The organism is Blautia sp. Marseille-P3201T, assembly GCF_900120295.1.
In the GTDB taxonomy this organism is placed as follows: domain Bacteria; phylum Bacillota; class Clostridia; order Lachnospirales; family Lachnospiraceae; genus Blautia.
Window position 1 is genome coordinate 319,773 of the sequence record NZ_LT635468.1, and the last position, 14,033, is coordinate 333,805.

At 36.0% G+C, this 14,033-nt stretch carries 16 protein-coding genes and 2 pseudogenes; all 18 read right to left on the bottom strand.

From position 1 onward, the window contains the following. Window positions 1-172: 172 nt before the first annotated feature. Window positions 173-700, bottom strand: a complete 528-nt coding sequence (locus BQ7352_RS04450) for a sugar-binding domain-containing protein (RefSeq protein WP_083429846.1) — start codon at window positions 698-700, stop codon at window positions 173-175. A gap of 12 nt (window positions 701-712) precedes the next feature. Beyond that, window positions 713-1,048 carry a hypothetical protein gene (locus tag BQ7352_RS04455; RefSeq protein WP_072447309.1) on the bottom strand — a complete coding sequence of 112 codons (336 nt, stop codon included), beginning with the start codon at window positions 1,046-1,048 and terminating at the stop codon, window positions 713-715. A gap of 15 nt (window positions 1,049-1,063) precedes the next feature. Beyond that, a complete protein-coding gene (locus BQ7352_RS04460; RefSeq protein ID WP_072447311.1) occupies window positions 1,064-1,456 on the bottom strand; it encodes an MFS transporter in 393 nt (130 codons plus the stop codon). A 745-nt stretch (window positions 1,457-2,201) separates the two neighbouring features. Beyond that, window positions 2,202-3,176: a translation initiation factor 2 gene (locus tag BQ7352_RS04465; RefSeq protein WP_072447313.1), complete on the bottom strand. Its 975-nt coding sequence runs from the start codon at window positions 3,174-3,176 to the stop codon at window positions 2,202-2,204. Window positions 3,177-3,191: 15 nt separating this feature from the next. Further along, entirely contained in the window at window positions 3,192-3,629 is a 438-nt protein-coding gene (locus tag BQ7352_RS04470) for a DUF4869 domain-containing protein (protein ID WP_072447315.1), read from the bottom strand. Window positions 3,630-3,689: 60 nt separating this feature from the next. Continuing rightward, window positions 3,690-4,136: pseudogene (locus BQ7352_RS04475) on the bottom strand (DUF4869 domain-containing protein). Between the two features lie 188 nt (window positions 4,137-4,324). Continuing rightward, a complete protein-coding gene (locus BQ7352_RS04480) occupies window positions 4,325-5,002 on the bottom strand; it encodes a hypothetical protein (RefSeq protein ID WP_330390372.1) in 678 nt (225 codons plus the stop codon). Next, entirely contained in the window at window positions 4,992-6,386 is a 1,395-nt protein-coding gene (locus BQ7352_RS04485) for an AAA family ATPase (RefSeq protein ID WP_072447319.1), read from the bottom strand. The genes BQ7352_RS04480 and BQ7352_RS04485 overlap by 11 nt, the downstream gene beginning before the upstream one ends. A 232-nt stretch (window positions 6,387-6,618) precedes the next feature. Beyond that, window positions 6,619-6,789, bottom strand: a pseudogene (locus BQ7352_RS04490) (DUF4869 domain-containing protein); the annotation flags it as partial. A gap of 98 nt (window positions 6,790-6,887) precedes the next feature. Beyond that, complete coding sequence (locus BQ7352_RS04495; protein ID WP_072447321.1) at window positions 6,888-7,721, bottom strand: hypothetical protein; 834 nt, start codon at window positions 7,719-7,721, stop codon at window positions 6,888-6,890. After that, window positions 7,696-8,256: a family 43 glycosylhydrolase gene (locus BQ7352_RS04500; protein ID WP_072447323.1), complete on the bottom strand. Its 561-nt coding sequence runs from the start codon at window positions 8,254-8,256 to the stop codon at window positions 7,696-7,698. The genes BQ7352_RS04495 and BQ7352_RS04500 overlap by 26 nt, the downstream gene beginning before the upstream one ends. Before the next feature lie 606 nt (window positions 8,257-8,862). After that, window positions 8,863-9,837: a translation initiation factor 2 gene (locus BQ7352_RS04505; protein WP_072447325.1), complete on the bottom strand. Its 975-nt coding sequence runs from the start codon at window positions 9,835-9,837 to the stop codon at window positions 8,863-8,865. A 15-nt stretch (window positions 9,838-9,852) separates the two neighbouring features. Continuing rightward, window positions 9,853-10,290 carry a DUF4869 domain-containing protein gene (locus BQ7352_RS04510; protein ID WP_022238954.1) on the bottom strand — a complete coding sequence of 146 codons (438 nt, stop codon included), beginning with the start codon at window positions 10,288-10,290 and terminating at the stop codon, window positions 9,853-9,855. Between the two features lie 160 nt (window positions 10,291-10,450). Then, window positions 10,451-11,842: a site-specific integrase gene (locus BQ7352_RS04515; protein ID WP_200791363.1), complete on the bottom strand. Its 1,392-nt coding sequence runs from the start codon at window positions 11,840-11,842 to the stop codon at window positions 10,451-10,453. 1 nt (window position 11,843) lies between these two features. Next, window positions 11,844-12,803, bottom strand: a complete 960-nt coding sequence (locus tag BQ7352_RS04520; RefSeq protein ID WP_072447330.1) for a helix-turn-helix domain-containing protein — start codon at window positions 12,801-12,803, stop codon at window positions 11,844-11,846. 100 nt (window positions 12,804-12,903) lie between these two features. Beyond that, window positions 12,904-13,080: a helix-turn-helix domain-containing protein gene (locus BQ7352_RS04525; protein WP_009247018.1), complete on the bottom strand. Its 177-nt coding sequence runs from the start codon at window positions 13,078-13,080 to the stop codon at window positions 12,904-12,906. A gap of 97 nt (window positions 13,081-13,177) precedes the next feature. Further along, complete coding sequence (locus tag BQ7352_RS04530; RefSeq protein WP_072447333.1) at window positions 13,178-13,450, bottom strand: hypothetical protein; 273 nt, start codon at window positions 13,448-13,450, stop codon at window positions 13,178-13,180. Window positions 13,451-13,480: 30 nt separating this feature from the next. Further along, entirely contained in the window at window positions 13,481-13,891 is a 411-nt protein-coding gene (locus BQ7352_RS04535; protein ID WP_009247020.1) for a peptide deformylase, read from the bottom strand. Window positions 13,892-14,033 lie beyond the last annotated feature (142 nt).

Below are 14,033 nucleotides of genomic sequence, written 5' to 3' on the forward strand. Positions count from 1 at the left end.
AGCAGATCTGTAATTTCCCTGTTCTGCAGATTTTCTGGATTTTTCAAGCTTTTCCAGCATCTCTGTCTCTGACGAGGTCGTCGCTTTAAATATATATCCTGAATATTTAAAGTGATAACCTCTTTTTTTCTCCAGTACAACGAAAACTAAGTTTCTGTTGTACTAGTTTGCTTTAATTGCTTGTCTTTTTTGTATCTTTTCCATATATCGGAAGATTTCCCTGAACCTCAACCTGACCGATTTCCTCACCCATAGGGTCTACAATCGTTGTACACGCTCTGTATGCTTTTTCTTCAAATGTTTCATTACACACTGTTGTTTCAATGTCTAAAACAGCTTCTTTGCCTTTTACTGTAGGTTTTACGAAAACACCCCAGCGGTCTACATGTGTGTTTCCATAAGTTGTCAGCCATGTATGGCGATAAATACCACCGCCTTCATACCACCAGCCTTCACTTCCGTTTGTTGTATCACAGCGTACCAGAATTACGTTATCACCTTCATCATCACCGTATTTTGTAAGCTCTGTTACATCAAACTGAAATCCTGTATATCCAGAATAATGATCTCCGATAAAGCATCCGTTATACCAGAAAGAAGCATTTCGCATAACACCGTCAAACTCTAAAACTACGCGTTTTCCCAAAGTACTTTTCGGTACTTTAAAAGCTTTTCGGTAATAGGCAATCCCATCCGGAATATATCCCTGAGCTCAGTTTTCCGCCTCTTCTGTCACACCAATTTCCACACGGAAATCATGAGGTAAATCTACTCTCTTCCAGTCTTTTGCGGATTTTGCTTTTTCCGGAAGATTTCCCATCAGCATATTGGCAGCATCTACATCTCCCTTTGCATCATCTCCTGCCGGAAGAATATCCTGCAGAGCTCTGAGCATATTTCCTGCCCCTGCAAAAGGTTCAAATAATTCTCCGTCTACTGCATTTGTAATACCAGCTACAATACCACTTTTTGCATAGGTTTTTGGGAGTGGTCCTACTTCGTCAATGATATACATCCAGTTTTTATCAAAATTTTGTTTTGTTCTCATGTACTGCCTCTCCTTTTATTTATTTGCTTCCTGTTGTTTACGAATTCTTAATTCTTCTACAATTCTTTCGTGTTCTTTATCTGTAAATTTATTAAATAACATTGGAATAATTGCAAGCACACCAATTACTGCACAGAACAGAGTAAACGCACCATGGATCATCATCTGTGTTTCATCTGTTACGTGGTTTGGAACGTAATCAGCAATTTCCAAAACAGCGCCTGTTACACCGGCGCTCAATGCCATACCAATTTTCGCAGTCAGAGTCTGTGTAGAACTGATTAAACCTTCCTGACGGTTTCCAAACTTCCATTCTGCATACTCAATCGTATTTGTAAGCATTGTTGCAGATACTACAGAAGACATTCCAAGAGGAATAATATCGGCATTTTTTCCAATTGCTTTCATAATTTCCTCCTCTTTTTTGTTTGTATCGTCTCTTTCTGTATACTACCATACAATAAAAAGAGAGAAGAAACACTACCGCAAACACGACACATTGTATACTTCTCTATCAAATCCAGACATTATGTTTATGCACTTTTCTAATCATACCGGAAAGAACCCCACATTCTCGTTGAAATATTTCGTAAAAATGACTGTATATCGAGGTTTATCCTTCCTGATCTATATCAAGTAACCATTGCAGGATAACAACGAGCCGGTATAACCAGAACCGGTGGGACAGCCTTCGGACTGTCTTACATAATGGGAGTATTTTCTCTGATACTGTCCCATAATAAAGAACAGGAGAGAGTTTATCTCCGTCATTTTAGGATAAAATGAGGTAGATACCATGCGGTTATTTGATTATAAAAAAGAACCGGAAAAACTTTTGACACCGGAGATCGTACAGATGGTTTCCAGAACTTCTTTATCATAGGGAAACTCCCTGAAAAGACAATCCATTTCAATTTCTGTACCCCACATATATGCCTTAGATAAGACCTGTTTATTAGCGGATTATTAGCACCAACTAATAATAGGACAATACCTTGTTGTTACTATCATTATGAAAAATATGGCTCCCATTCTTCAAGCATTCGAAAATAATAAACAATATGAAATTGAACTGATTTCTACATATAGAATGCCGAATTTTAGACTGGTTGTCTACGGTGTTTTGGCTACTAAATTATAACTACAGTCATTTTTATTTTTTCCATGTCAAACTGATTTTTTCCATTTTCCCGAGAATTGCCTCCTTAATCACATCTTGTAAATATGCCGAATTCAATTTCTTTTTCATATATGCAAGATATGTATCTTTTGTTTCATCAACTAAAACTGTTGTAAAAAATCTTTCCCAACTGAAAAATTTTTTACTATCTACATAATCATATGGAGCATCCAATATTTCATCCACGTATTTATTTTTTAGAATTCCGGCAGATAAAATCAACCACTCAAAAGATTCTGGTAAATACAACGCCACATTTTCGCATCCTTCTATTAACCGCAATACCCTGTCAATTTCCGATCCAAAAGCTGCACCATCTGCAATAACAAGTATTCTCTCATTCTTATGCTCTCTCAAGTAATGGAATACATTGGATTTCCCATTCATAGTTTCGCATTGTAAATGACTTTCCCGGCAAACATGGTCGAAAAACTGATATCCCGAATTACTGTCCTCGGTAATTATTAATTCTGGATTTACTTCTTTTTCATAGGTGACAGTACCATATATCCGATAAAATTCATGATAACTCTGCTTCAATGTTCCATACTTTCCTGATGTCCGAATTCCGTAAATTTCTTCCACACTATATGGTAAAGTCGGCAAGGATTCTCTTGTTACAATCACATAATAATTATCTGTTTTCTGAATTTCTCCCGCAAACTCTTCAGTCTTAATAAAATCATTTCCCTCATCAATAAATACGATACTATCAATAATCTCTGCCAGTTGTCCTTTCCACAAAGCGCCTTCCAACACATAACATTTCTTATCACATATCAGTTCCACCGGACTTCCGGTTGGATTATTCACATATTCCTGAATCATGTCTACAAGAGTGGTTTTTCCTGTAGCGCTGTCCCCGCGAATGATCGTCAAATTTCGCCGAAGTTCAAAATCATATTTTAAACGTTTTGTAGATACAATAACTCTATGTTTCCCTTTCATCGTACCACTCCTCCATTAGACAAATTCTCCGGCAATTGGTACCAGTTCTTTCATAGAGTGAACAATTTCGTTGGTATTCAAAATACGAATCGTAAAAGGCTCCTTACCAAAATCCATCAAATGCCGCAGATTTACTGTTCTGTCTTCCGATTCTGCAATTTTAAGCAACCATTTCGCACAGTTATCTCCACAGGTCGATGCATTGAAAATTTTATCTTTATTAAACTTAAAAAGGATTAACGTTTTCACTCCTCCTGATAATCCGGTTGGCGGAATCTTTCCCAAAACCGGACTGTCTATCACTCCACTGTCCAAAACCGTTGACTTATCTACATCCTGAATCATTTCTTTCACAAAAGGATCTACAATCCAACTGTCTTCATAATCATATTTAAAATACGCCGACGTATTATATATCGCTTCTTTCATATCTCCATAATAGATATTCAGCATAAAAATCCCTTCCTTTTTTACGTATATTGTGATTTTCACTAAAACTTTTCGGGTATTTACCTAATCTAAAACATACTCTCCTGCAATATCAACATATTCCAACATATTATGAACAATATTACCTGTATTTAGAATTTCTATTTCAAAATCATCTTCTCCAAAATCCATAATATGTCTCAAATTTATCGTTAAATCTTTTGTCTTTGCTATAGATAAAATCCATTTCGCACAATCATTTCCACATACAGAAGCATTAAATACTTTACAAGATTGGCCAAAAGCCATCAGCATCAATGTCTTTGCAGAACCTGATAGTTCTTTCGTAGAAATTGGCTCTAATACTGGACTTTATATCAGATGAGAGCTTATCACATCTGACTTATCTACAGCTTTAATCATTCTGATTGATAATTCATTTGTAATCCATTCATCCTCATATCGATTATCGAAATACGTCGGAGGATGATAAATCGCATTCTCCATATTCCCTAAATATATTTTTAACATAGTAATCTCCTCCGTTAGACAAATTCTCCGGCAATCGATACCAGTTCTTTTAAAGGTTTATCATCCATTCCTTTATTCTTTCGTCCATATTACCCCCTATTTTGGATGAAACTTTCAATAGTTGGATAAAAACTGTTGTTTCAAATATATAAACCTAAATTAACTCGTTGTGCTAGATTAGTAATTTATCACTTAAAAATCAAATGCATATTTGTGAATCTTTCTAATGAATGTTTTCCCTTTTCAATAAATCGCCAGGTTTGTTTAAAAGTACCCGGAGCAATTAAATCTTCCTGAGAAATAAATTCAATAAAGTCTTCTACTTTACCTTCATACTCTTCTGCAAAATCATCAGCCATATCTGCCTTTTCATCATCTGTAAAATCTTTCAATTCATTAAAAAGAACATGCTCCAAATTACAAGAATTAAAATAGATTCTATAACTGACACCATTGATTTTTCCGGAAGAATATAATTTTGATAATATTTCTGCTTTTTGAGTATGCTTTCGGACTAAATAATCTGGATATTTCGTCTCTATACGTTCCAAATAATACCGGACTCCCTCAACATCTTTTTCCACGATTACATCATTGCAAAAAGCTCCATCCATATCAACAATGTGTATAATTTTTAAAAAGTCCTCTACCTTGTACCCGTATTTTTGTTTTACTGATTCAATTAAATTGTTAATCTTGGATAGTATATTATCTGTTGATGTATAATCCTTTGTCGTGATATCTCCATGAACTACTACAAACTGAATTTCCGCACTTGAAAAATATTCTTTTAAAATGGAACCCAATGCAGCTTCATCACTCGGTCCTTCTACAATGACCGCAATTACTTTTTTCTCATTCACCACGAACACCCCGCCCTGCTTTTCTAAATGCTCTGGCAATTTTCAAACTATCGGTTTCTTCATAAATTTCTTCTGATTGTCCACCCAATGTAATGCTTCTAATATACATATTACGAAGATTGTTACTTTCTCTTACATTCTTCATATGGATATAACGATTATCTGGATTCGTAGTAGAGAACATAATGCTTTCCTTATCAATCATTTCAAGTGCACGAAGATTATGTGATGTGAAAATCAATTGTCCTTTTGCGCTCTTTTTGAAAATATCAAGCAATTCTCCCAACATGTATTCAAAAATTCCAGAATCAAGTTCGTCAATTACAAGACAAATCGAAGGATTTCCAAATGCCTGTATAAGTGCATTCAGAATGGAAATGATTTTAATAATTCCCTCTGATTCCATTCTGATTGGAATCTCTTTCATACCCTCTCGCTTTGACATTAATTCCAGTTTCCATCCTTCTTCTCCATCATCCAATGATTGTTTTCCGTAATTTTTAATCGTTACCTGCAATCCTGGGATGATTGTGTATAAAACAATATTAATCTGTTCAACAATTGTCTCTAACAGATTTTTTCTTTCCTCGTCCACCAAGATCGGTTCTGTCAAAGATACTGTAAAATCCCCTTTTGCTCCCATGTTATCATTTTCAATCCGAAATGCCATCGGCAAGACAAAATTAGCGGAAATCACTCCTGAATGAGTATTCCGAATAACAAATAAATCTTTCAAAGCAAATTCAAACAAAGAAGAAATAATAACTGAAAATTGTTGAAATCCATTTTTGTATTCTCTGCAGAATATATCCCGACTGCTTTCACCAAAAATATAGGAGCAGTTGCTTTTTTCTGCCATTTTACGCGCTACAATCAAATCTGTTTTTATGTCTTTATTCTCTTCCAGGATTTCATCCAGTCTTTTCTGTGGTTTAAAAATAGTATTCCTCTGATCTCTTTGGTAATCCATAAATACAGTCTTATTTGTTCTGATTCCATTTTCATTCTTTGCACCACTCAATGTTTCTCGACTGATAACGGCCACTTTTTCTTCTCTGCTCAGACTTAGTCTGTATCCTATTTCAAACACAATTCCATTCATAAAAAGATTGAAATCTGCAAAGATCTCTGCGGTATCGGAATCCATGTCCATATAATCTTCTAATGACTGATCAAGATCAGCTCCTATCATTACTTTTTGTAAAAAATACAATGCATCAACAATCGCTGTTTTTCCTGAACCATTTTGGCCGTAAATCCCAAGTATTTCTGCTTTATCTGCCGATAAAATTTTGTTTACAGTATTCGGCATATATATAGTGCCCTTTTTTACATTTTTAATATTTGTCAATTGTAATGATGACAAACGAACAATCGGTCTTTTCATCTTTCTTCTTCTCCTTACAACCATCATTCCACACTATATGCTATGACTATAACGATACCACAAAGCATTGATTTCTTCAATATTTTTCTCTATTTTCGAATTTTTTATTCGTTTCTTTAAATTCTATTTTTGTATTTGTGCCTCACCTAAAATTCCGCACATCGAATTTTTGTCATAAACGTTTTGTAGATACAATAACTTTATGTTTCCCTCTCATCGTACCACTCCTCCATTAGACAAATTCTCCCACAATTGGTACCAGTTCTTTCATAAAGTGAACAATTTCATTGGTATTCAAAATACGAATCCTAAAAGGATCCTTACCAAAATCCATAATATGCCTCAGATTTATTGTTAAGTCCTTTTTCCTTGCTATAGACAGAATTCATTTCGCACAATTCTCTTCTATACCTAATTAAATTATACCCTTTATCAATATTCTGCCGACTTCCTAACTACAACAATAACAAAATAATGTCTAATTCTCAGGCAGAAATTCTGTTACTCTCCTTTGTTCATCTCGAAGAATGCAATATCCCCTAAACATTTTCCATCACAGTGTATTATAAAATAAATCGCATGACACCCAGTTAAATGCTTCATAGATGCACTGTATTCTTCCCAATGATTATTTCCATCAATTTCAACCATAGCTACACGATTATCTGGATTTGGAGTATCTACGCATATTTCAACAGTTCCCTTGCATTTTGCCAAAACTGTAAGAGTAATTGTAGCATTTGCATTCGTTTCTTCTCCAAAATCAAAATACTTAAATCCGACTACACTTTCTGGTGTTAAGTTTGTTACCACTTGTAACATTTCCTTGTTGCTATGTATATCTAATTCTCCACCTTCAAATTCTTTTAATGCTATGTAAGGGGACTTTGAATTTTTCTTTGTTTTTCCCTTTGCATCAGTAAGATAACAAGCCATATAAGCTGGCCAGCAATAGAAAGCTGGTAATTGTTGTTCGTTAAATCCCAACGACGTATATTCTGCGTGTTCAAATCCACCATTTCCCGTTCTTTTCAATGCTGTCGCACAAATCTGTCTTCCACAAGAACGGTTTCCTGTCTGTCTGTGATAAATAGTATACCAAACACCTGCTACGTTTACCATGCCGCCATGTGTATTTCCTACATAATCAGTTGGTTCTGTTTGTTCTTTATATAATGCATTTCCTAATGAAATCAGTGTACCGCTATATGAAAATGGCCCGAAAGGACTATCGGCTAAAGCATAACACATTGCATTGGCATGATGTGGTCCCATTGCATAATATGTAAGACAAAACTTCCCATCAATCTTACGGATAGACGGTGCATTTACCATTCCCTAGTTTCGGACTAAATGCAGGAATTCCATAACCAAATGCCATATCTCCATCATCAATTCCATCATGACAATCTTTCCAGCCTGCCGGTTTCTCTGACTCGGGATATCTCACTCTTCCTATATATGTAAATGGCCCTGTTGGAGAATCTGCAACAGCTACGCCAAAACCTGAATTACTCAATCCTACACCATAATATAAATAGTATTTTTCTTCAATTTCTACAACATCAGGAGCAAATAAATTAGCATTCATCATATTTGCTTTCCCGGTATCAAGTTGTTTTTTTATATATGGATCTTGTATACGTTTATAAATAACACCCTCATACTTCCACTTGACAGGACGATGTACATCTGCAGAATAACATACATAATCTCCCTGACACATTTCTCCACTATCATATAAATCATGTGAGCCATACACATATATTTTTTCTCCGAAAATATGCGGTTCTCCATCTGGTACAAATTCACAACACGGTAATATAGGGTTTATAGAAAAATAGTCCGGCCCATAATTTACTCTTTTCATAATTTATCCCCTCTTTTCTTTTATTTCTTTCATCGTAACACTGAGCTCTGTAATTTTCAATATATTTGCCTGTACTTTTCTTATTATACCCTACATTCCATTTCTGATACCTTTTGTTGTACGAGAGAGTAAAGCTTTTAACAAATACATCTCTTCTGTCATCTTTTTTCTTTCAAGCAAAAAAGCGCCCCATTATTTGCATTTCTGCTAATAATCAAACGCTTTTTGCTAACCGTCCCGTATAGGAATCGAACCTATAATTGAGTCTTAGGAGAGCGAACAGGTGCTGTCAATTCCGGACAAGAACTATCATTATAAGCCCTTGAAAGTCAAGGCTTTTTTCTACTTCCGAGTCAAATCAAGTCAATTCCTGTACCCCACATATATGTCTTAGATAAGACCTGTTTATTAGCAGATTCTTTGCATCAGCTAACACCTGGGGGATACCTTCGTGTCACCACCATTATGAAAAATATGGCTACCATCATTCAAGCATTCGAGAATGATAAACAATATGAAATTGAATTGATTTCTATAAATATAATACCGTACTTTAGACTGGTTGTCTACGGTGTTTTGACTACTAAATTATAATTGCAGCCATTTTTATTTTTTCCATGTCAGTCTGATCTTTTCCATTTTATTAAGGATTATCTCCTTAATCACATCCTGTAGGTATGCCGGATTCAGTCTCTTTTTCATATACGCAAGATATGTATCTTTCGTTTCATCAATTAAAACTGATGTGAAAAATCTTTCCCAACTGAAAAACTCTTCACTATCCACATAATCATATGGAGCGTCCAATATTTCCAGCACATAATTGTTTTTCAGAATTCCGGCAGATAAAATCAGCCACTCAAAAGACTCCGGTAAATACAATGCCACATTTTCGCATCCTTCTATTAACCTTAATACCCGGTCAATTTCTGATCCAAAAGCAGCGCCATCCGCAATGACAAGCATTCTCTCACTTTTATGCTCTCTCAAATAATGAAATACATTGGATTTCCCATTCATAGCTTCACATCGCAAATGATTTTCCCGACACACATAATCGAAAAACTGGTATCCAGAATTACTGTCTTCTGTTATTACCAATTCAGGTGTTACGTCTTTCTCATGAGTAAACGTCCCATATATCCGATAAAATTCATGGTAGCTCTGCTTCAATGTTCCATACTTTCCAGATGTTCTGATTCCATAAATCTCTTCCACACTATAAGGTAAAGTCGGCAGTGATTCCCTCGTTACAATCACATAATAATTATCTGTTTTCTGAATTTCTCCGGCAAACTCCTCGGTCTTAATAAAATCATTTCCCTCATCAATAAATACGATACTGTCAGTAATCTCCGCCAGCTGTCCTTTCCACAAAGCACCTTCCAGCACATAACATTTTTTATCGCATATCAGATCTACCGGACTTCCTGTCGGATTGTTCACATATTCCTGAATCATGTCTACAAGAGTAGTTTTTCCTGTAGCGCTGTCCCCGCGAATGATCGTCAAATTTCTCCGAATTTCAAAATCATATTTTAAGCGTTTTGTTGATACAATAACTCTATGTTTCCCTCTCATCGTACCACCCCTCCATTAGACAAATTCTCCCGCAATCGGTACCAGTTCTTTCATAGAGTGAACAATTTCGTTGGTATTCAAAATACGGATCGTAAAAGGTTCCTTACCAAAATCCATCAAATGCCGCAGATTTACAGTCCTGTCTTCCGACTCTGCAATTTTAAGTAGCCATTTCGCACAGTTATCTCCACAGGTTGATGCATTGAAAATTTTATCTTTATTAAATTTAAAAAGGATTAACGTTTTCACTCCTCCGGATAACCCGGTTGGAGGAATCTTTCCCAACACCGGACTGTCTATTACTCCACTATCCAAAACTGTTGACTTATCTACATCCTGAATCATTTCTTTCACAAAAGGATCTACAATCCAACTGTCTTCATAATCATATTTAAAATAAGCCGATGTATTATATACAGCTTCTTTCATATCACCATAATAAATATTCAGCATAAAAATCCCTTCCTTTTTATATGTATTATCATATTATATTCTTTGTTCTCATATCCATCAATATTCCGCTGATTTACTTTAAATTTTTCATGAGAGAGCCCAAAATCAATTTTCTCTTCTACCATTATACATGATAGAAATAGAAAAATAAACGCCGGTATTACTTCATCGTCTTCGCTAACGAAGCCAATAGTGCTTTCATTTCCGGATTTGCCAATACTTTTGCAAGCAGCTCTGCATCCACATCATCCGGCACATCTACTGTCTGAGTTGTGGTTTCCTCTCGCATCTTTGGATCCAGATTTTTCTTCTCATAGAACGCTTCCTCGAATAATTCTGCATTTCGTCTTCGATCCTCATCAATAATATGGGAATATACATCTGTTACCATATCTACCTGTGAATGCCCGGAATCCCCTTGAACCGCTTTGATATCTCCGCCATTCAGTTTTAATTTATATGTCACGCTACTGTGTCTCAAACTGTGAAAGACAACCGGTGGAAGATTATACTCTTCAATCAGTTTATTTAATTGCCCCCTGATTGCCCCAGTACCAATGGGATTTCCAAAGGTTGTTGCCATCACCAGATTATAATCTATATATTCCTCGCCTAAGACTTCTTTTACTTCGTCCTGCTCCGCTTTCCATTCAACCAACATATTTGCAACACTCTTTGGAAGAAATACCTTACGGATACTGCTCTCTGTCTTTGGTGTTTTCAAAATCTGAACAGTTTTGTTGGTTTTATGCTGCGAAGGAAAAACCAGCAACACATCTTTCCCTTCCAGATTTTTCAGAGTTTCCTTTGTTACCCGTTGTGTTTCCTTATTGATATAAACATAAGCTCGATTCTCTTCGATTGCTTCCGGAGAAATATCTACACAGTCCCAGGTCAAACCAAGCAATTCCCCTAATCGTAGGGAACAGGAAAATGACAGATTAATTGCCAGCTTCAACCGTTCATCTTCACAGACATCCATTGCATACATTAAAGTTTCTGCTGTCCAGATTTCCCGTTTCTGCGATTTATGTTTCGGCACCGTTGCATAGGTACAAGGATTTTTTTCTATCATCTCCCATTTGATTGCCTGCTCAAAACAATTGCGAAGCAGCTTGTGGATTTCTCTGACGGTACTCGCAGAAACAAATTCATTTTTCTTATTCCCTTTCACCGGATTTCCGACTGCTTTTGTCTGCAGCAACCCCTGATAATATCTTTCCATAAAGCGGGTGTTGATCTCCGAAAGTTTTACAGAGCCAATCATAGGCTCAATATAATTTCTGATCAGCCCTACATTCCCTTCATAAGTGGATAATGCCCATTTTTCTTTTCCATACAAAGAAACGTATTCCGTGAGCAGATCCGACAATGTATTGCACTTTCTCACAACAAGTGCGCCCATTTCCTGTTTATATTCGATTTCTCTTTTTCGCTTCTTTGCTTCTGCTTTTGTATCATATGTTTCCCACTTCTGTCTCCGTTTACCGGAATCATCCTTATAGTTATAGATCACATTAAATTTTCCGTTTCGTTCTCTGATCGATGCCATGCTAATTCCCTTTCCTTTCTTCCAACCAAGCTTCAAATTCATCTCTTTTTACTCTGGATATGTTTCCAATCTTCACTGCTGAAAATTTCCCATCATCCATCCATTTGTAAATCATCCCTCTACTGACCTTTGCAAGAAACGCTGCCTCATCAAATGTCAGATAACTCAGATTTCCATTCTTACTACGATCTCCGGTTTTGGCTAATTTCTTTCGCCTGTAATTTGCCAGACTAAAATTTTGTTCCATTGACAGCTCTTCATAATCGTTGGCTGGATCCAATTTATAATGATCCTGTCCTTCTAAAAATTTTTGAAAACTCTCTTTTGTAATTCTTTTCTTTTCTGCGATTACAACCGTTTCAAAAAAATGACTGTACTTGGAATTTTTCAAAATCTCATATACCTGACGTCTTGGAATTCCCAAAAGCCTTGCCATTTCCGGCATGGTAATTGTTGCTCCCTCCAGCTCCTTGTCCTTTTCCCTATCTTTCTGTGTGCGATATTTTGATTGCTTCTCATACCATTCCTGAAAAGATTTTTTCGGAATCCTGATCCAGTAATCAACAGTAACTGTTTTTATACCGTCACGTTTAATCAGATCATAAACCGTAGTTTCACTAATCCCCAACATTTTGGCAACTTCTGATATGGAATAAGACCATTTTTTCAGATTTTTTCCCGGTTCTTCCCCATTCACTTTCTGATACTTCACCTGGTTTGCGTACCACTTTTCAAAGCTGGCAATATTCACTCTCATTTGTCCTGCGATTTCTCTGCATTCAAAATAATTTTTCTGAACCAGCCAGTATCTGCCTGTCTTCTTTAGTCCCAAAAGATTTCCCATCTCCGGAACTGTCATCCACGTTTTTTCCTTCGGAGGAAGCCTCTTGTATTTACTGTTTTCCTCTATTTCAGAAAGCACTTCTTCAAACGCGGTTTCTTCTATAACAATTTGATTCATCTGATCGACTCTCCTTTCTTTTCTGCATCATACATCATTTTCAAATAAAAAATTAGGATGTCGATTGCGACTTTTTCTCTCAACCAACATCCCAGATTTTTTACTCCGGCTGTTTATCAAGCCAGTCATCAAAACTCTTTTTTGAAATTCTATACTTTCCTCCATCCAACTGGATCCATCGGAATTCTTTTTTCTTTAATAATGCATAGACCGTCGGGCGGCTTACATCTAAAATCTCCTGAATCTCTTTTACGGTATAACATCTTTTTTCTGACATATAAAAAACCCTCTTTCTTCTTTCATATAGGAAGGAAAAGATCCTTCTATATAACGAAAGGAAAAAGAGGATTTTTACAGGGTACTAATAAAAAAATTTATAATCCATTTCTATAAATCTCATTTATAACAGCCTGCGCCTGCTCCATTTCTTTTTTCTTTATGATTTCTTCCCGGTCACTTAGGATTGCAATCATTTCATCTATCACATCTTCCAGTCTAGGCTCTGTGTAACGATACAAGTATCCCAACATCCTGGTCGCTGTATAATCTGTATTCAGATTCTTATAGGCTATTTCTGCACAAAGTTCTTTCGGATATCCTTTGGTAAGTAAAACCTTATATAATTCATCTGTTCTTTCCGTTCCCATAAAGTATCACTCCTGTAAATTTCTCTCGGCTTAAATCAGTATGCCCTCCAAATGATCCAGCTCATGCTGACAAATCTGTGCGGTCCAACCGTCAAGTTTCAATTTCTGTTTCTTCCAATTCATATCCAGATATTCAACTTCTATCATCTGATATCTCGTTGTCTTACGCACTCCTGTAAGAGATAAGCATCCTTCTTCAGTTTCATAAGGTGATTCTTTTCTTACCAATACAGGATTAAACATTACCACATCTACGAATCCCATATTTACAATAATGACACTTTTTTTCACACCGATCATATTCGCTGCCATTCCAACACATCCCTCACGGTTCGCAGCTAACGTATCCATTAAATCTTTTCCAACTTGAAGATCGGCTTTTGTTGCCGGTTCAGATTTTTGTCCCAGAAAAAATATATCTTTCATAATTGGTTTTACCATTTTCTTCATACCTCTATTCTCAAAATCGTTTTTTTTGCTTTGTTCTGAATTGTAGTATAGCAGTTTTTTTACTTTTTTTCTATCTCACCCTGTATTTTCTGCCCTGAGCCTTTCGTTATATGAGAGGGTTAATCTTTCAAGA